Here is an 18663-nt window from a genome sequence, read left to right on the forward strand (position 1 = left end):
ATGGCGTTAATAGCTGAGGGCGCGGACGCGCTTGACGTGCAAGGTTGTGAGATATTTGAGGTTGCCCGAATATGTGACGGTGATGGTTTACTTGAAGCTGTCCAGCTGGTTTTCTCTGACGGTCGGTCCTTAACGCTTACGGTTTGGACCGATTGGAGTCTCGCAATTGAACTCAGGTCCGACGTCGTTGTGCCGGAATATCTCTGGCCGCCCGAAGAGAGGGTTAGGATTGTGATTGCCGAACTTTCCGACCTGAGCCTTGAAGTTGGCCAGGCGGTCCCCCGCTTCAACGACGCTGCGGAAATTGTTGAAGTCCGGTTCGTGCTGAGTGGCCGAAAATTGCTAGTCGGTTCTACTGGTGGGAATTTGATCATAAAGATCGAGTGATTCCATGCAGTGAACGCTCAACCGTGATCGCGATCCGCCGATCACCGAGAGCGAGCGAAGGGCTTCAGGGCGCATTCCCTCCCAGGCATCCTGCCGGCCTGACGTGGGGAGGCGTCGATGAGTGGCGAGCGGGTGCTGGCGGACATGCTGGATCAGGTTCCCTGGTCGGAGCTGGACCGCGACTCCATCGCCGCTGAGGAGGTGCCTCGCCTAGTCATCGACCTGGTGGGCGGAGTCTCGGCCGAATCCCGACGGGAGGCAGCGGACAACCTGTATTGTGCTGCGGCGAACCAGGGCATACTCAGTGAGATCTCGCCATTTATAGCGAAGATTCTGATTCAAGTGCTCCGGCTGGACATGTGTGTGGACCGCGAGCCGGTTTACTACGTGCTCCAGGCGATCCAGGAGTGCCGGGCGTGGCGGGTTCGGAACGACGCGGTCGGTGAACGATTGTTTACCGAGTCGAGAGCCGCAATCGACTCTGGTTTAGACATGTATATGGTCGATCTGCATCGTCTTGACCTGGAACGGTATCCGTCATTACTGCTGCTGTTCGAGGATCTCGCCGCGAAGCACCTGGACGTTCTGACTCAGCTTTGGGCGGAAGTCCGGCGCAGTGACGGAGAGAGGGGACGTCGGCTGGAAGAGACGTATTTCGGCGCATTGGAACACGCGCAGCAGCACACGCTGGATCCAGCGGAGTGCTTCTGCGGTGAGGAGTTCTGGCTGACCGAGAAGTCGGTGGCTGACGCGGCACCCGAGGAGGGCGGTGGCCTTCGCCTTCCAGGGTGAGCACTTGGCCGATGCCGAGAATTGGGGCCGCTAGCGTGCCGGGCAGCGTTTCCCCTCGGCGGGGACGGTGAGGTCGATGAGGTACGCGTTGACGGCCTCGGTGATGCAGGCCGTCTGGGGGTACGCGGTGTGGCCTTCGCCCTCCCAGGTGAGCACCCGGCCGACGCCGAGCATCTCGGCCAGGGCCGGGGTCTGCTCGTACGGGGTGGCCGGATCGCCGGTGGTGCCGACGACCAGGATCGGCGGGGCGCCGTCGGCGCGGCCGGTGGGGTAGGGGTCGCTGCCGCCGGGCCACTCGGTGCAGGAGATCAGGCCGACCGCCAGCGCCGGCCCGAAGAGCGGGTACTTCCCGCGCCACTGCGACTGCAACTGGCGGATCCGCTCCAGGCTGGGCCGTTTCTCCTCGTCGGCGCAGTTGACCGCCATGTTGGCGTCGAAGAGGTTGCTGTAGTGGCCGTCCTCGTCGCGGTCGGCGTAGGCGTCGGCGAGGCGGAACACCTCGTCGGGGTTGCCCTCCTCCAGGCGGTTGATCGCGCGGGCGAGCTGCTGCCAGCCGGTTTCGGTGTACAGCGAGGAGATGATCGCGTAGAAGACCCAGCCGGCGGTGGCCTCCCGGCCGTCGGCGGAGCGGACCGGGGAGACCTTCGCCTTGTCGAGGGCCGAGGTCACCGCGGCGCGGGCGTCCGGCGCGATCGGGCAGCGGTCGGTGTTGGCCGCGCACCAGCGGGTGAAGTTGTCGAAGGCCCGCTCGAAGCCTCTGGCCTGGCTCTCCGAGCCCTCGATCAGGCCCTGCCGGGGGTTGACCGCGCCGTCGAGCACCAGCGCCCGCACCCGTTGCGGAAACAGTTGGGCGTACGTCGCGCCGAGCAGGGTGCCGTAGGAGTAGCCGAGGTACGTCATCTTCTCGTCGCCGACCGCCGCGCGGATGGCGTCCATGTCCCGGGCGGCCTGCTCGGTGCCGTAGAGCGGCAGTTGGTCGCCGTACCTGTCGCCGCAGCCCTGACCGATCCGCTTGTTGAGCGCGACGAAATCGTCGAACGACTCCTGGCTGGCCGGATCAGGATCGAAGCCGAAGGCGGCGTCGAGGTCGGCGTCCGGAATGCACTCCACCGGGCTGGAGCGGGTCACCCCGCGCGGGTCGAAGCCGACGATGTCGAACCGCTGCAGGACGGTGTCGGGCAGGCCGCCGAACTGCTCACCGAAGGTGAGGTAGACGGCGGTGTCCACCCCCGACCCGCCCGGCCCGCCCGGGTTGACCAGCAGCGAGCCGATGCGGTCGCGCTGCTTGTCGGAGCGGATCCGGATCAGGGCGATCTCGAAGGTCTCGCCGGCGCCGGGACCGGCCGTGGCGCCGCTGCCGCCGGCCCAGTCACGGGGCACCTGGATGCGGGCGCACTCGTAGCGCATCCCGGGCGCACCGCGCCCGACCAGCTCCTTGGGCACCTCCGGGCAGGACTGCCAGGTGGGTGCCGTCCCCGGGGGCGCGGCCTCGCCCTCGACGTCGGCGCGCGGCGCGAACGCCGGCAGCGTGCAACCGGCGGCGACCACCGCAGCGGCGACCAGGCCGGCCAGGGTGAGCCGGAAACGGCGGATCCGGTCGGTGGTACGGGTCACGAGCGAGCCTCCGTGATCGGGTCGACCGTCAGGCTACGCGGGGTCGGGTGCGGGCCCGACCGGGACCGCCGGATCGCCGCGCAGGACCTGGTCCACGTCGAACCGGACCGGCCGGTCGAGCTGGTCGTAGCGGCAGGAGCGGGGGTCGCGGTCGGGCCGCCAGCGGACGAATCGCGCGGTGTGCCGGAACCGGTCGCCCTCCATCGCGTCGTACGCCACCTCCACCACCAGCTCCGGGCGGACCGGCTCCCACTCCAGATTCTTGGTGCCGGTCCACCGGCTGACCCCGCCGGGGATGCGCTGGCCGCGCTCGTGGTCGCCGTGCACCCACGGGTGCTCCGCCCCGGCGTCCCGGTAGGGGGCCAGCTCCTCCAGCAGCTCCGCCCGCCGGGCCATGGTGAACGAGGCGCTCACCCCGACGTGGTGCAGCACCCCGGCGTCGTCGTGGAGCCCGAGCAGCAGCGAGCCGACCACCGGGCCGGACTTGTGCCAGCGGAACCCGGCCACCACCGCGTCGGCGGTGCGGGCGTGCTTGACCTTGAACATGAGCCGCTTGCCCGGCTCGTACGCCAGGTCGGCGGGCTTGGCGATGAGCCCGTCCAGCCCGGCGCCCTCGAACACCTCGAACCAGCGGCGTGCGGTGTCGGCGTCGGTGGTGACCTGGGTGACGTGCACCGGTGGGCGCACCCCGGCCAGGGCCTGCTCCAGCCGGGCGCGGCGGGTCGGGTAGGGCGCGTCGAGCAGGCTCTCGTCGTCGAGGGCGAGCAGGTCGAAGGCGACGAAGTCGGCCGGGGTGGTCTCGGCGAGCAGCTTCACCCGGGACGCCGCTGGGTGGATGCGCTGGGCCAGCAACTCGAAGTCGAGCCGGGGCTGACCGTCCGGCCCGTCGCGGCGGATCACGATCAGCTCGCCGTCGACCGCGCAGCGCGTCGGCAGCTGTTGGCGCGCCTGTTCGACCACCTCGGGGAAGTAGCGGGTCATCATCTTGCCGCCCCGGCTGGCCAGCTCCACCTCGTCACCGTCGCGGAAGACGATGCAGCGGAAACCGTCCCACTTGGGCTCGTAGGTCATTCCCGGCCCGGTGGGGATCGACGCGACGCTGCGGGCCAGCATCGGCTCCACGGGCGGATTGATCGGCAGCTCCACGGCGACAGTCAACCAGACGGCACCGACAGCGGTGAGGCAGATCACTGGCCCCCGGTAGGCGGCGTGTCCGGCGAAGATCCCTCGCGTACGCCTTGGGTGGATCGTAAAGCCGCAGGTCAGAGCTACTTTCGCGGGGTGCGGGAGTGGGTGTGCGGGTGTTGCGGGCGGTGGCGGGTCAGCGTCGAGCTGATCCGGGGCCGGTACGTCTACCGGCTGGTCCACCGCTATCCCCGCCGCTTCGGCGGCGGCAAGAACGTGCTCGGTGAGGTGGGCTCGGTGACCGAGCTGGCGGAGCTGTTGGGCCGGCGTACCCCGCTCAGCCTGGCCGACCTGCGCGAGGCCGCCTGACACCGCGGCGGCCTGGCAGCGCGGCGGCCCACAAGGGCGGCGGTCCGAGAAGCGCGGCGGTCCGGAAAGCGTGGCGGTCCGGAAAGCGCGGCCTGCGGCCGCAGGCGCCCGGGACGCGGGCGGGGTCAGAAGTGGGCGAAGGAGCGGATGGGGGCGCGGGGGCCGAACTTCGGTGCCTGGATGCCGGCGGCCTCCAACAGCCGGCAGACCCGGCCCCGGTGTCCCCGGAACGGTTCCAGCAGCTCCAGCATCCGGGCGTCGTCGGCGCGCGGCTCCCCGGCCAGCGCCCAGGCCACCGTGTTGGGTACGTGGTAGTCGCCGACGCTGACCGCGTCCGGGTCGCCGTACGCGACGCGGACCACTTCGGCGGCGGTCCACGGGCCGATGCCGGTGATCGCGGTCAGCCGCCTGGTGGCCTCGGTGGAGTCGGCGCAGCGTTCCAGCCGGTCGGCGACCGTGGCGGCCCGACGCAGCGTGTCGGCCCGGCGCTGCTCGACGCCGAACGGGTGGAACACCCAGTAACCGGCGGCGGCCACCGCTGCCGGCTCCGGTAACAGCAGCAGCCGCATCGGCCCTGGTGCCGGCTGCCCGAAGTGGCGGACCATCGCTGCGTACCCCCGGTAGGCCTCCGTGCCGGTGACCTTCTGTTCGAGGACCGCCCGCAGCACCCGGTTGAAGACCAGCCCGGTCGCCGGCATCCGCAGGCCCCGGTGCCGGTTGGCCAGCTCGGCCATCACCGGGTGACCGGCGGCCAGCTCGGCGAAGCCGGCCAGGTCGTCCCGGAGCCCGGCGATCGCGTCCGCCCGGTCCACCACCCAGCCGCCGCCCGGGCCGTACCCCTCGGCGACCAGCTCGCCGCCGGCCGGCCGCAGGGCGAGGGTGGCCGGGCCCGCCGGGGTGCGGGTGGCCCACCAGAGGGTGCCGGCCACGATCCGGGCGCAGGGATCGTACGGGCTGAAGGTGAGCGGGCGCACCGAGGCGACCAGCCGATAGTGCTCCGGCGGGCGCAGCCTCCGGCTGGCAGCCGGCTCGGTCGAGGTCACCGGCCCACTCTGCCACCCCACCCCACCCCACCCCCACCCACCCCACCCCCACACCCGATTGCTTCGTTGATCATGAGGTTAACGGCGAAGTTGATCTCCTCAACTGCCGCTAACCTCATGATCAACGGGGCTTGGGTCGGGGCAGGGCTTGGGTCAGTACGAGTAGTCGGAGTCGGAGCTGTCGGACTTGGACTTCGACGGGGGAGTGACGGCCTTGGGGGTGCCCTTGGGGAGGCAGCTCAGGTTCTTGCTGCCGTCGGGGTTGATCACGAACCAGGTGCCGCCGACGCCCTGGCCCTTCCACTGGCCCGGCTTCTTGTCACCGATGTAGGTGTAGAGCGGCCAGCCGTCGAGGGTGATCTGGCGGGTGCCGTCCTCGCGGGTGATGGTGCCCACCGCGTCGTCGGAGATGAGGCCCTTGATCTTCGGGTTGCCGTCGGTCAGCGCCGGCGGCCAGACCTCGGCGCACTCGTCGACGCAGTTCGACGACGGCGGGTCGTTGGTGTCGCGGTCGAAGCGGTAGAGGATGTAGCCGTCCTGGTTGATGACCGCGCTGCCCATCCGGTCGAACTTCTTGCCGGTCAGGCGCACGGTCAGTTCGACGCCGTCGGGCAGGGGAGCGTCGATCTCGGCCTCCGCGCCGGGTGACGCCGAGGCGCCCGGCTCCGCGCTGGCCTCGGGGTCCACGCTCACAGTGGGCTCGGCCGCGGCGACGGCGATCGGCTCGGCCGCTCCGGCGTTCGCTCCCTCGTAGCCCGCGGGAGCGCAGGCCGTGAGCGCGACCATGGCGCTCGCGACGACGACGGTCCGCTTGATCTTTGCCACGTGCCCTCCTCATGCTTGACAGTCACCGGGAAGTACGTGGCGAGGGGATGTCAAGGTTGAACCGCGAACGGTGGCTAATTTCACATCGAACCCGTTGAACCGAACCCCGTCCCGCTTCGTGTAGGCCGACATCGATCAGGTATCGCAAAGGCCCGCCTCCACAAAGGAAGCGGGCCTTCTGGTCCCCTGGGTCAGGGCGCGGGCACCGTCAGCAGCGGGCTGGCCGTTCCCTTCGCGTCGACCTGCTCCACCCGGAAGTGCTTCACGTCCTCCAGCTTGGACGAGGTGGTGGCGTGCAGGGTGAGGGCCGTCGGGTTGCTGTTGGTGCCGTACCCGCCCGGCGGCACCGACCAGCTGGAGATGACCTCGGTGCCGGAGTCCTTGCGCACCACCACGAGGCGGCACTCGCGTGGGCCGGGCAGCCGGCTGAGGGTGAAGGCGGCCAGGGTGCCGAAGTCCTTCGAGTCCAGGAAGAACGTCCCCTGCACCCCGGTGGTCGGGTCGGTGACGTCGACCTGCTCGCCCTCCTGCTCGTTGCCGCCCACCCCGGGTCCGCCCGGGTTGCCCGAACGGGTGCTCGGCGGCTCCAGAGAGGCGTTGGAGCCCTGCCCGGATCCCTGCGGCGGTGCGGTGCTCTCCGCGCTCAGGTTGGCGAATCCGACGCCGGTCAGCCCGCCGAAGACGACCACCGCGGCCGCGGTCGCGAGGACCTGCCGGAACCGGGCCCTCCGTCGGTGCGTACGCATCGCCACCAGCGTGCGGTCGAGCAGGACCGGATTCGACTGGGTCTGCTCCAGCGCCGTCATCGACTCCGCGTCGATGTCGGAGAGCAGCCCCACCACCGGCACCATCGTCTCCAGCTCGGCGGCGCACGCCCAGCAGGAGGCGAGGTGCTCCTCGAACCGCTCCATGTCCTGCTCGTCCAGCACGCCGAGCGCGTACGCGGCGACGTCCATGTGGTCCACCCGGCTCATTCCGTCACCCCCCTTTCCTGCAGAGCTGTGCGCAGCGCGCGCAGCGCGTAGTAGACCCGTGACTTCGCGGTGCCCAGCGGCAGCCCGAGTTCCTCGGCCGCCTCCGGCACCGTCCTTCCCCGAAAGTACGTCGCCACCAGGATCTCCCGGTGCGCCTGGCTCAACGTCCGCAGCGCGTCCGCCACCGTCATCGAGCGCAGCACCCGGTCGGTGCTGTCCGACTCGGCGAACGCGGTCAGATCCCGGTCGTACGTCTCGGCCGGCCGGGCCTGCTCGCTGCGGTGCTCGTCGATGGCGATGCGGCGGGCCACCGTCACCAGCCACGGCCGCAGCGACCCCTGCCCCTGCGTGCCCAGCCGGTGGGCGTTGCGCCAGGCCCGGAGCAGCGTCTCCTGGACGATGTCCTCGGCCCGCTGCCGGTCGCCGCCGGTCAGCCGCATCACGAACATCAGCAGCGGCCCGGCGTGTTCGGCGTAGAGCGTACGGATCAACTGATCGGAGTGGGCGGCTTCAGAGGTCGTAGCCTGGTGGCGGCCAGGGGCGGGTCGCGGCGTCACCGGGCTATTCTGGCGAGCCGCGGCGTGGGAGTCGACCCCACGGGTGGACGTGGTCGGCCGCGACTGGGACCGGGCGGACATCCAGTCCACCCGCACCCGGTCGCCGTGCCAACCGGCCGCCAGTGCATGCATGCAGACCTCCGATGTCGCTGGACAGAAGCCGTCCCCCCACGGGCATGGTCGCCGGGTGATACGCATGGATCCGCCGAACGGATCAACGCCGGACGGAGAAAATCCCCGGCGGTGGCGGCGGGGAGTCGGTGGCGACCTCGTCGCGCACCACAGTGGCGCCCCCGGCGAAGCGGTCGAGCTCCGCGTCGGCGAGCACCCGACCCGGGAACCAGTCTCCGGCGGCCCGGCGGGTCAGCTCCGCCACGGGTGGCTCCTGACGGCCGGCGACCAGGACCAGGTTGCCGTAGCGGCGCCCCCGCAGCACCCCGGCGTCGGCGACCAGGCAGGCCCGGGGCAACACCGTGCGGACGGTGGCGACCTGGCCGCGGGCGTAGCGCAGCGGTGGACCGTCGGCGAGATTGGCCAGATACCAGCCGGCCGGGCGCAGCACCCGGGCCGCCTCGGCGGCGTACTCCACCGAGGTCAGCCTGGCCGGGGTCCGGGCACCGGCGAACACGTCGGCGACCAGCACGTCGTAGCTGGCCTCCCGGGTGGCGGCGAGCACCGCCCGGGCATCGCCCACCCGTACCTTCAGTCGCGGATCGGTCGGCCAGGGCAGCAGCCGCCGGACCAGCTCGACCAGCGCACCGTCCACCTCGACCACCCGCTGGGTCGAGCCGGGGCGGGTGGCGGCGACGTACCGGGGCAGGGTCAGCGCGCCGCCGCCCAGGTGCAGCACCCGCAGCGGTGCACCGGCGGGCGCGATCAGGTCGAGTGCCGCGGCCAGCCGGCGGACGTACTCGAACTCCAGGTGGGTCGGGTCGGTCAGGTCCACGTGCGACTGCGGCGCACCGTCCAGCGACAGCGTCCACGAGCCGGGCCGGTCCGGGTCGGACGTCAGCTCGGCGAGCCCGCTGTCGACCCGTGCGGTGATCCGGTCGGTGTCGCGTCGACGGCCCATCAGCGCCGGGCCCGTCCCGCGGCCGTACGCGCGGCGGCGGTCAACGCACGGTGCAGCAGTCGGGCGTCGCCCAGCCGGGAGCGCAGCAGGCGTTCCAGCCCGGCGATCGGGACCAGGTTCTGCGGGGCCCGCGGGTCCTTGTACGGGGTGGAAGCGAACCGGGGCAGGGTGACCAGCGACAGGTCCGCCAGCCGGACCGCCTCGGCGATCTCCAACTCGGCCGAGCACTCCATCCGGACGATGCCCGCCCAGGGCGCGCCCTGGGCGACCGGCAACCGCAAATACCACGACCAGCCGCCCCAGGCGGTGCCGAGACGGAACACCGGTGAGCGGTGACCCGGTGCCAGACCGGTGACCACCGTGGTGAGCCGGGCGTCGAGGTACTGACTGTGCTGGGTCTTGATGTAACCGAGGGTGCGCGGCAACTGTCGCCGGTTGCGCAGCGGACCATCCACCACCAGCAGATCGTCGTCGGTCCGGGCGGCGCCGGAGACCTCCACCTCCAGGGCGGTCAGCGGCCCCTGCACCGCGGCCGGCAGTTTGGCCAGCTCACCGGTGCCGCTGACCCGGTGCACCGGATAGCGGACGTTGCCGGCGACCACGTCGGTGGCCGACGGGCTGGCGGTGAAGAGCCCCCGGCCGACCCTGGCGCCGGCCAACTGCGCGGCACCGCGTTCCAGGTCGCAACGCACCACCCCGGCGGCGTACGAGGCGGCCAGGCCGGGGAAGGAGGTGCCGTCCTCCTCGGCCGTCCAGACGCTGGCGTCGATCCGGCGTACCCCGTCGACCAGCAGCACCACATCGGGGGCCCGGACGCCGGGGCGGGGGCCGATGGCTCGCCAGTCCACCGTGGGCAGCTCGTGGTCCGCCTCCACCTGGGCGCTGCTCGGCGCGGCCGGGCCACCGGCCGACGCCTCGAACGACGCGCCGTAGGCCGGATCCCAGGCGTCGACGAAGAACCTGTTCATGGGCCCGGCCTTTCGTTCGCGACTGCGGGGCTCCGCTGCGCTGCACTCCTCGCGCTCACCGGCCGGTCCGTTCGACGCGCGCCGACCGGGCGTCCTTGCGCACCTCGAAGCGCACCGGGATGCGCTCGGCCAGCGCCGGCACGTGGGTGACCACGCCGACCATCCGGTCGCCCCGGGCGGCCAGGTTTTCCAGGGTGGCGGCGACCGTGTCCAGGGTGGCCGCGTCGAGGGTGCCGAAGCCCTCGTCCAGCACGATCGACTCCAGGCTGGCGGCGGTGGTGGACATCCCGGCCAACTGCTCGGACAGCGCCAGCGCCAGGGCCAGCGACGCCTGGAAGGTCTCGCCGCCGGAGAGGGTCCGCACCCCCCGGCGCAGGCCGGCGTCGTGGTGGTCGACGACGAAGAACTCGCCCTTGTCGTGGACCAGGTCGTACTGGCCGCCGGAGAGCTCCCGCAGGATCCCCGACGCCCCGTCGACCAGCAGGTCCAGCGCCTCGGCCAGCAGCCAGCGTTCGAAGTTGTTGGCCCGCAGGTGCCCGGCCAGGGCGCGCGCCACCCGGGCCTGGCGTTCGTGCTCGGCCCGCTGCTGGCGCAGCTCGGCGGCCTGCTCGCGGCGTTCGACCAGCCGGCGCCGGTCGTGCTCGGCCCGCTCGTGCGCGACCGTCGCGGCCCGGACCGGATCGTCGGGGGCCGGCAGCTCGGCCTCGGCGAAGAGACCGGTGATCCGGCCGGCCACCGCGGTGGCCTCGGCCTCCGCCCCGGCGACCGCCGACGCCAGCCCGGCCCGCTCCGACCGGCGGCGCTCCGCCTCCGTCTGCGCCCATTCGACCAGCGCGGTCCACGCGCCGGCGAGGTCGTCCCGGTCGGCCGCCGGCGGGCCGAACCGGGCCAGCCCGTCGCGGGTGCCGTCGAAGTGTCGCCACGCCCCGCGCAGCCGCTCCTGCGCGGCGTCCACCGTGCTTCGGGCCCGCCGTGCGGCGTCCCGGCCGGCGCGCACCGCCCCGGCCGCCTCGTCCAGCGCCTGCCGCAGCCGGGCGTGCTCGGTCAGCCGCTCCCGCAGCGTCTCGACACCGGCCGCACCGGCCAGCCGGTCATCCAGCTCGGACAGCCGGGCCTGGAGCCCGTCGTACTCGGCGCGGGCGCGCAGCAGCACCCGGTCCAGGTCCCGCGCGGCGGCGTCGCGCTCGGCCACCAGCCGGTTGGCCGCCTCGCTCGCTGCCCGGGCCGCCTTGCCGGCGGCCACCGCGCGAGCCACCGCCGAACCGGCCGGCATCGCCGGCACCCGGGGCACCGGCTGCTCGCACACCGGGCAGGGGTCCCCGTCGGTCAGGTGCGCCCGCAGCGCCGCCGCCTGGTCGGCGGTCTTCGCCTCCTCGTGGGCCTGGAAGGCGGCCGTCAACTCCGCCTCGGCCCGCTCGGCCGCCGCCCGCGCCTGCGTCAGCGCGCCCACCGCCACCTCGTGCTCGGCACCGGCCGCCGCCACCACGGCCTGCACCTGTTCCGCCTGGCCGGCCAGTTGCTCCCGGTCGGCGTACGCCCGCAGCAGCAGCCGCAGCGTGCTCTCGTCGTCGGCGGCGGCCAGCTCCCCGCGCAGTTTCTCCTCGCGCTCCTCGGCCAGCGACACCGCGCTCGCCGCCGCGTCGGCCTCCGCCCGGGCGGAGGTCACCGCCGCAGCCACCTCGGTCACCCCGTCCGGCGTCCGGACCGCACCCAGCACCGCCAGTTCGGCGTCGAGCGCCGCCAGCGCCGCCGTCACCTCCCGCGCCGATGCCCGCGCGGCGTCCAGCTCCGGTACGGCGGCGGTCACCGCCCCGGTCAGCGCCCGCATCCGGTCGAGGCGGGCGGTGGCCCGCTCCAGCGTGGCGTCGTCGGTGTCGGTCAGACCAGCGAGCAACTGGTCGACCGCCTCCAGCTTCGCCTCGGCCTGCCCGGCCCGGACGGTGGCCTGCTTCTGCACCTCCTCGTAGACGCCGAGCCCGAGCAGGTTGACCAGGATCTGCTGCCGGGTCGCGGGCCGGGCGTGCAGGAAGTCGGCGAACTGCCCCTGCGGCAGCACCACACAGCTGGTGAACTGCTCGTACGGCAGGCCGACCGCCGCCAGCACCGCGGTGTCCATCTCGGCGGGGGTGCCGGCGACCACCTCACCCAGATCCTCCGGGCTGAGCCCGGTGTCCAGCTTGGTGACGTCGAAGCCCTCCGGCATCAGCTGCAACCCGGCGCCCGCGGTCTTGACGTTTCCCCGGCTGTCCCGGCGAACCACCCGGGTGGCGACGTAGCGGGCACCGGCGGATTCGAAGACCAGCCGGACCCGCGCCTCGGTCGCCGACGGCGCCAGGGCGTTGCCCAGCCCGCGCGTGCCACCCCAGCGGGGCACCGTGCCGTAGAGGGCGAAGCAGATCGCATCGAGCACCGTCGACTTGCCGGACCCGGTCGGCCCGACCAGGGCGAAGAAATCCGCGTCGGTGAAGTCGATGGTGGTCTCGTCGCGGAAGACGGTGAAGCCGGCCAGGTCCAGCCGCATCGGCCGCATCAGTGATCGACCTCCTCGATCAGCTCGTCGAAGAGTTCCTGGACGCCGTCGTCGGCGTGGCCGCGGCTGTCCAGGTAGTCGGCGAAGAGTTGCCGGGGTGAGCGGCCGGAGCGCTGGGCGACCCGGGTGCCGCTGCCGGGTGCCGGCACCAGCTCCGGGTCGATGCGGATCTCCAGCGCGCGGGGCAGCAGTTCCTGTACCTCCTCACGCAGCCCGGCCCGGGGCTGCTCGCGGACGTACACCCGCAGCCAGCCCTCCGGCGGGGTGATCTCGGCGAGCTGGGCCAGCGTGCCGCGCACCGTGCGCAGCGGAGTGGCCGCGGTCACCGGCTCCTCCCGGACCCGCGCCGCCGTGGTCGCGCCGACCTCGACCAGGGTCACCGACGGGACGTTCTCCTGCTCGCCGAAGTCCACCGCGAGCGGGGCCCCGCTGTAGCGGATCGGGCAGGGCCCCTCGACCCGCTGGGCGCGGTGCAGGTGCCCCAGCGCGACGTAGTGGGCGGTGCCGGGGAAGACCGAGGCGGGCACCGCGTAGCCCATGATGGTGTGCGCGTCCCGCTCTCCGCCGCCGGTGGCCGCGCCGACCACGGTCAGGTGAGTGGTCACCAGGTGCACCCGGTCGGGCTCGTCGAAGCCCTCGGTGAGCCGGGCCAGGATGCGGCCCAGGTGGTCGGCGTAGGTCTGGGTGCTCTCGGCGGCGGTCAGCTCGTACATCTCCACCGCGCGGACCGCGTACCGCTGGGACAGGAACGGCAGCGCGACCAGCCGCCAGCGCTCCCCGTCGGCGGTGCTGCCGTCGATGACGTGCTCGGCCGGATCCTCGCGTACCCCGCCGCGCAGGGTGATGCCGGCGGCCTCGGCCCACGGCCGCAGCGCGTCCAGCGCCGGCCCGTTGTCGTGGTTGCCGCCGATGGCCACCACGTCGGCGCCGGTGCGGCGCAACGCGGTCAGCGCCCGGGTGACCAGCCGGGTTGCCTCGGCGGTCGGCGCGGCGGTGTCGTAGAGGTCACCGGCGACGATGACCAGGTCCGGCTGCTCCCGCCGGGCGATCTCGATGACGCCGGCCAACACCTGCTTGTGCTCCTCGGCCCGGGACTGCCCCTTGAGGACCTTGCCGATGTGCCAGTCCGAGGTGTGCAGGATCTTCACTGTGCCGACCTTTCGTTCGCGGCTGCGGGGCTCCGCTGCGCTGCACTCCTCGCGCTCACCGGGCCGGACCTTTCGTTCGCGGCTGCGGGGCTCCGCTGCGCTGCACTCCTCGCGCTCACCATGCCGAATCCCCTGCTCTAGAACGGGATGTCGTCGTCGGCGCCGCCGCCGGACCCGACCACCGCGAACGGATCGGCGGACTGGGTGATCGAACGCAGGGTCTGCGACGGCGCCGTGCCCGCCTCGGAGACCCGGGTCGCCCAGGCCGGGAACGGGAACTCCAGGCAGAGCGGGACGGGAATGTCGGGCTGGTTGACGAACATGGTGCCCGGTTTGGCCAGCAGCGCCCGCTGCCGCTGCGCCGGGGGGAGGAAACCATATTCGGGGCGGGACGCCTCGGCCGGGTCGAGCCGGCCCACCACCCGGATCGCCGAGTTGGTGACGATGCGCCGTTCCACCTCGCTGGCGGTCTGCTGCGCGCCGATCAGGATCACGCCGAGCGAGCGGCCCCGCTCGGCGATGTCGAGCAGCACCTCCTTGATCGGGGAGGAGCCCTCCCGGGGGGCGTACTTGTTCAGCTCGTCGAGCACCACGAAGAGCAGCGGTTTGGCGGTGCCGGCCTTCTCCTTGCGCTCGAACTCGCTCTTGAGCGTCACGCCGACCACGAAACGCTGCGCCCGGTCGGGCAGGTTGTGCAGGTCGACCACGGTGACCTGGGCCGACTCGGCGGTGTTGATCGAGTGCGGGCGGCGGGTGGCCAGGTCGCCGCGGATCAGCCGGGACAGGTCCTTCTTGCTGCCGATCAGCCGGCGGGCGAAGGCGTTGACGGTGCCCAGGCCGACCGCGCTGCCGGCCCAGTCGCCCCGGGTCTCGTCGTCGCTGAGCTGCTCGACGACGTGGTCGACCAGGTCGCCGTAACTGCCCAGGCGCACCCCGTCGATGCTCACCCCGCCGTCGGCGGGCTGGGCGTAGCGGGCCAGGTGGGCGGCGACCGAATGCACCACCATCGTGTACTGCTGGCGCTCGTCGTCGGCGTCGGCGAAGACGTACGGCAGGAGACGGTCGGCGCAGAACTCGGACAGCGTCCAGTAGAAGCTGTCCACGCCGGTGAGCCGGCTGCTCACGTCGGGGGTGCCGGAGGAGTCGCCGACCCGGGGCGGGGCGTACACCCGCACGTCACCGAAGGCGTCGGCGACCAGGCCGAGCCGTGCGTACGCGGCCCGGGTGGGGTCGTCCAGCCGGGCATTCGGATGGTCGAGGAAGAGGAGATCCTCACCCTTGACGTTGAAGATCAGCGCCTTGGCGTTGACCGCGTCACCGCCGAGCTGCCCGGAGCGAAACACCGAGTAGAGCAGAAAGGTGGCGAAGCTGGTCTTGGTGGCCACCCCGGAAATGCCGGAGATCGACACGTGGGCGCCCCGGGTGCCGTCGAGGAAGTCGGCGTTGAGGTAGACCGGCACCCCGTCGCGGCCGGTCCCCATCGGGACCCGCCGTTCCATCCGGTCGAAGTGCAGCGCCCGGGCGCGGGCGTCGCCCTCGGCCCGGTGCACCACCGCGCCGGGCTGCGGCGGCACGTAGAACTCCGGATCCACCCGGGTGGTGGTGATCTCGGCGGCTTCCTGCACCTGAGCCGGGAGCGTGCCGTCGGCGATGGCGAACACGTCGGAGTCGAACTGGGCGCCCTCGTGCCGCGCCCGGACCTGGGTGACCACCCCGGCGATCGTCACCGGTTCCCGGTCGGGAAGCTCACGCCGGGTCACCACGACGTCGTCGAGCTGGAGGTAGTTGCCGGGGGCGACCGCCGTCCAGAACTGCAGCGGCGTGGCGTCGGCGGTGCCGAGCACCCGACCGACCCCCTCGCCCGGGCCGTCGAACCCCTGGTCAGTCATCGGGCGGCTCCTCCTCGGTCGGTCGTCGCGATGGGCACACGCGCCCTGCATCCTGCCGGAGGAGTACGACAGGCCGCCACGCGACGCGGCGGAGACCACGTCGCGGTGTCGCGACGACCGCGTACCGCGACGACACCATCCACGGCGGGTGGTGGCTCAGCGGCGGCTCGGGGAGCGCAGGTCCGGATCGAGCCGCCCGGCCAACTCCCGCACGGCCGCCTCGTACGTCGGGTCGGTGTGGTACGGCCAGTGCCGCTCGATCGGCGGCGGGACGGTGTCGTCCGGCGGCACGGTGACCGCGCGCGGGTCGCGCATCCGCCGGTCGACCGTGCCGGCCGGCCCCCGCACCCGGGGTGGCTGGCCGGGCCGGTGCGCGGAGAAGACCGGGCCGCCGATCGGGTCGGTGTCCCGCCACAGGTTCACCCACCGCCAGCCGATCCGGTCGCCGACCTCGGTGAGCACCCGGTCACCGAAATAGGCTGGGCAGAGCTGCGCGTAGAGCCGGTGCAGCGGGCTGCCGTGGGTCAGCAGCGCCACCCGGGGCAGCACCTCCGCCGGCAACTGGAGCAGGGCGGCGGCGGCGAGCACGGAGCCGTGGGAATGACCGGAGAGGATCACGCTGCCCCGGCTGGTGAGCGTCATGATCCGCTTAACCAGTTCCGGCACCGCCCGCTCGGCGTAGCAGGGCGGCGCGAACGGATGCACGGTACGCGGCCAGAAAGTGCCCAGGTCCCAGATCACCGCGACCGTGCGCCGGGTTTCCTCCGAGCGGTAGGAGAAGAGGGCGATCACGAGGATTCCGAGCGCGACCAGCCCGATGACGTAGATCCCGACGTCGGTCAGCAGCGGGAGGTCCCTGGTCACGAAGCCGTCGATATGGGCTGACTGTTCGCTCAGCCACGTCGGCCCGATGCCGAACAGATCCAGCGCGACCGCCGCGGTGCCGAGCAACGACACCACCAGGAACGTGACGAAGACCGGTCCCACCTGCTCGGCGAGCGCGGACCTGGCGACGGTCTCCCGGACGTCGGTCCGCCGGGTCAGCGCCTCCGGCGGCGGGTCCGGAAAGTCGTGCCGGACGATCTCGTCGGCCAACCGGCGGCGGCGACGCCGGGTCGCGGCGATCCGCCAGAGCATCGTCGCGGCGACCACCAGCACCGTCGTCAGCCCGGCCAGGACCGCCCAGCGGTAGGTCACGGGCGGCTCCAGTGGTGGCGCGCCGGGTGGGGTCGGCCGGAACCGGTTCGGGATGTCGCCCCGGTCCAGGAAGTCGGCGACCCGGTAGACCAGAGCGGCGGAGAAGCCGTACCCGGCGGCGACCGCCGCGGCGGCGAGCACCGGGGTGGCCAGTCCGCTCAGCCACGACGAGTCGCCGTGGTGCCGCTGGCGCATCGTGGTGACGACGAGGGCGACCAGCAGGCCGGCCTGGACCGCGACCAGCGCGGTGAGCGAGCCCCCGTAACCCGGGAATCCCCCGTGCGGCGGTTCCGGTTCGAGCGGCACCGCCGTGTAGACCAGGGTCAGCACGGTGAGCCCGCCGGCCGCCCACCGCAGGGTCCGGATGCCCCGCATGTCGACCGGCCCGCGGCCCGGCCCCTCGGACGGGATCCGGGCGGGTAGGCAGAGCAGGACGACGCCAGCCACCAGCAGGAGCCAGGCCAGGACGTAGAGGACGTACGCGACCGCCGTGGGACGGAGGTGGATCTGCGCGCCGAGCAGCAGCGCGGCGAGCATGCCGAGGCCGATCGCGAGATGGATGGCGCGCAGCCGCTGCACCACGAGCGCGTCGTTCCAGAAGCCGGGAAGGTCGATCCGGTCCTCCCCGCCGCTGGTGCGGTCCTGCCCGCCCGCCGTCGAGAACGCCTCGAACATCCGGGCGGAGCGTTTCCCGAGCCACCAGAGCAGCCGCAGCGCGGCGATCGGCACCAGCGCGAGCAGCGCCAGTCGCGGCCCGAGAGGGAACACGGCCAGCCAGCTCAGGTAGCCGCGCCCCCGCAGGCAGGGGCGGTAGGAGACGCACTGCCAGCCGACGAGGTCGACGGTCAACCCCGCGACGGACAGGACGAACGCGGCGGTCAGGGTGGCGGCCAGCAGCCGGCACAGCGCGCCGACCGGCCGACCGGTCCCGCCGGTCGCCGGCCTGGCCCAGTCGGCGAGGTTGACCAGCATGAAGGGCAGCAGGAACAGCAGGGACAGGGTCCGGGCGGCGGCGCCCGCGGTCAGCGCCCCCCAGCGGTACGCCTCCACCGCGAACCCGTCCGGCCGGTCGCTGGTCCCGAATCCGGGTCGGGGTCGGTAGAAGCCGGCGTTGTCGTCACCGGCGACCCGGATCACGACCGGGTGGTCGAGCAACTCCTCGGCGGAGGTGCCGGAGACCCCGTGCACCCGTAACTCGACCACCTCGTGTGCCAACGCCCCGCCTTTCGGCAGCTGCCGATTCCGGTCAACGGTATGGCCTGACCTGCGCGCACAAGGCCGTTCCGGTCGACGGTCACCCCCGGGCGTACCGCAGCAGCAGAGTGCCGTCGTCGGCGAGCAGGACGTGCCGCAGCGGCAGCCCGCGTACCGGGGCCGGTTCGCCGGCGGTGATCCGGCCGGCGCCGGGCCCGGCGAGCAGTGGGGCGACCGAGAGGCAGACCTCGTCCACCAGGTCGTCGGCGGTGAGCGCGCCGAACAGGCGCGGGCCACCCTCGCAGAGCACCTGGTCGAGCCCGCGCCGGCGCAGCTCGGCCAGACCCGCGGCGAGGTCGACGCGGTCGGCGCCGCAGCGCACCACATCGGCCACCGCGGTCAGCCCGGGCGGGGCCGGCGGACCGTGGCGGGTGAGCACCACGGGGCGTACCGGCGCGTCGGCGAAGGCCGCCTGGGCGGGATCGAGGCGCAGGCTGCCGGAGACCACCACGAGCGTGGGGTACTCGGTCAAGCCGTGTGCACGCCGCCAGGCCCGGCGCCGCTGGTCCAGGCGGACCGCCCGGTAGCCCTCCTGGCGTAGCGTGCCCGCCGCCACCAGCAGCGCGTCGCAGAGCATCCGCAGCAGCCCGAAGACCCGCTTGTCCGGCCCACCGGACAGGCCGGCGGAGAGACCGTCCAGGCTGACCGCGCCGTCGACGCTGGTCACGAAGTTCATCCGCAGGTGCGGGGTGTCGGCGCGGCGGTAGCGCGCGATGAGGGTCTCGTCGTCGATCGGCGCGGGTGACGGGTCAGGCCAGAGCGCGAAAATCGGAGCCTCGGTGCTCATTCGCTCGCCGGACCGGTGACGACGGGGGTGGGTCGGGGGGTACGGTGCTGGCAGTCGCACCAGTTCCGGCCCGGGCAGTCGTCGTGCCGCCGCGTCCGGCACGCTCGGCAGATCATGCTCGCAGCCTATGCC

16 protein-coding genes are annotated in these 18663 nt (G+C 72.7%); 3 read left to right on the forward strand and 13 right to left on the reverse strand.

Features of this window, described 5'->3' with window-relative positions; all coding sequences use genetic code 11:
- Together IEY61_RS09795 and IEY61_RS09800 are read left to right on the forward strand one after the other, a co-directional pair.
- Entirely contained in the window at positions 1–387 is a 387-nt protein-coding gene (locus IEY61_RS09795) for a hypothetical protein (protein ID WP_189042760.1), read from the forward strand.
- 117 nt (positions 388–504) lie between these two features.
- The gene (locus IEY61_RS09800) at positions 505–1179 is read left to right on the forward strand and encodes a hypothetical protein (protein WP_189042762.1); all 675 of its coding nucleotides are present in this window, start codon (positions 505–507) and stop codon (positions 1177–1179) included.
- 30 nt (positions 1180–1209) lie between these two features.
- Here the strand turns inward: IEY61_RS09800 and IEY61_RS09805 are convergent, their stop codons facing one another.
- Both IEY61_RS09805 and IEY61_RS09810 read right to left on the reverse strand, forming a co-directional pair.
- On the reverse strand, positions 1210–2772 hold the full coding sequence (locus IEY61_RS09805; RefSeq protein WP_373293129.1) for an alpha/beta hydrolase: 1563 nt from the start codon (positions 2770–2772) through the stop codon (positions 1210–1212).
- Between the two features lie 54 nt (positions 2773–2826).
- On the reverse strand, positions 2827–3939 hold the full coding sequence (locus IEY61_RS09810) for an ATP-dependent DNA ligase (RefSeq protein WP_189042766.1): 1113 nt from the start codon (positions 3937–3939) through the stop codon (positions 2827–2829).
- 135 nt (positions 3940–4074) lie between these two features.
- Between IEY61_RS09810 and IEY61_RS09815 the strand changes: the two genes are divergently transcribed.
- Positions 4075–4287 carry a hypothetical protein gene (locus IEY61_RS09815; protein WP_189042768.1) on the forward strand — a complete coding sequence of 71 codons (213 nt, stop codon included), beginning with the start codon at positions 4075–4077 and terminating at the stop codon, positions 4285–4287.
- Between the two features lie 125 nt (positions 4288–4412).
- On the opposite strand, the gene IEY61_RS09820 is transcribed toward IEY61_RS09815, so the two are convergent.
- The 11 genes from IEY61_RS09820 to IEY61_RS09870 form a co-directional block, all read right to left on the reverse strand.
- Positions 4413–5330, reverse strand: a complete 918-nt coding sequence (locus IEY61_RS09820; protein ID WP_189042770.1) for a DNA-3-methyladenine glycosylase family protein — start codon at positions 5328–5330, stop codon at positions 4413–4415.
- Positions 5331–5483: 153 nt separating this feature from the next.
- The gene (locus IEY61_RS09825) at positions 5484–6155 is read right to left on the reverse strand and encodes a COG4315 family predicted lipoprotein (RefSeq protein WP_189042773.1); all 672 of its coding nucleotides are present in this window, start codon (positions 6153–6155) and stop codon (positions 5484–5486) included.
- 191 nt (positions 6156–6346) lie between these two features.
- Positions 6347–7129 carry an anti-sigma factor family protein gene (locus tag IEY61_RS09830; protein WP_189042775.1) on the reverse strand — a complete coding sequence of 261 codons (783 nt, stop codon included), beginning with the start codon at positions 7127–7129 and terminating at the stop codon, positions 6347–6349.
- Positions 7126–7818 carry a sigma-70 family RNA polymerase sigma factor gene (locus tag IEY61_RS09835; protein WP_189042777.1) on the reverse strand — a complete coding sequence of 231 codons (693 nt, stop codon included), beginning with the start codon at positions 7816–7818 and terminating at the stop codon, positions 7126–7128. Before IEY61_RS09835 ends, IEY61_RS09830 begins: the two co-directional genes overlap by 4 nt.
- An 82-nt stretch (positions 7819–7900) precedes the next feature.
- Entirely contained in the window at positions 7901–8758 is an 858-nt protein-coding gene (locus IEY61_RS09840) for a spermidine synthase (protein WP_189042779.1), read from the reverse strand.
- A complete protein-coding gene (locus tag IEY61_RS09845; protein WP_189042781.1) occupies positions 8758–9726 on the reverse strand; it encodes a hypothetical protein in 969 nt (322 codons plus the stop codon). The genes IEY61_RS09840 and IEY61_RS09845 overlap by 1 nt, the downstream gene beginning before the upstream one ends.
- A gap of 55 nt (positions 9727–9781) precedes the next feature.
- Positions 9782–12256 carry an AAA family ATPase gene (locus IEY61_RS09850; protein ID WP_189042783.1) on the reverse strand — a complete coding sequence of 825 codons (2475 nt, stop codon included), beginning with the start codon at positions 12254–12256 and terminating at the stop codon, positions 9782–9784.
- Entirely contained in the window at positions 12256–13404 is a 1149-nt protein-coding gene (locus IEY61_RS09855; RefSeq protein ID WP_189042785.1) for an exonuclease SbcCD subunit D, read from the reverse strand. Before IEY61_RS09855 ends, IEY61_RS09850 begins: the two co-directional genes overlap by 1 nt.
- A 137-nt stretch (positions 13405–13541) precedes the next feature.
- A complete protein-coding gene (locus IEY61_RS09860) occupies positions 13542–15293 on the reverse strand; it encodes an ATP-binding protein (RefSeq protein WP_189042787.1) in 1752 nt (583 codons plus the stop codon).
- Positions 15294–15449: 156 nt separating this feature from the next.
- A complete protein-coding gene (locus tag IEY61_RS09865; protein WP_229705792.1) occupies positions 15450–17705 on the reverse strand; it encodes a hypothetical protein in 2256 nt (751 codons plus the stop codon).
- A gap of 79 nt (positions 17706–17784) precedes the next feature.
- Positions 17785–18531 carry a pyrimidine reductase family protein gene (locus tag IEY61_RS09870; RefSeq protein ID WP_189042789.1) on the reverse strand — a complete coding sequence of 249 codons (747 nt, stop codon included), beginning with the start codon at positions 18529–18531 and terminating at the stop codon, positions 17785–17787.
- Between the last annotated feature and the right edge of the window lie 132 nt (positions 18532–18663).

The organism is Micromonospora sonchi, assembly GCF_014646235.1.
Classification (GTDB): domain Bacteria; phylum Actinomycetota; class Actinomycetes; order Mycobacteriales; family Micromonosporaceae; genus Micromonospora; species Micromonospora sonchi.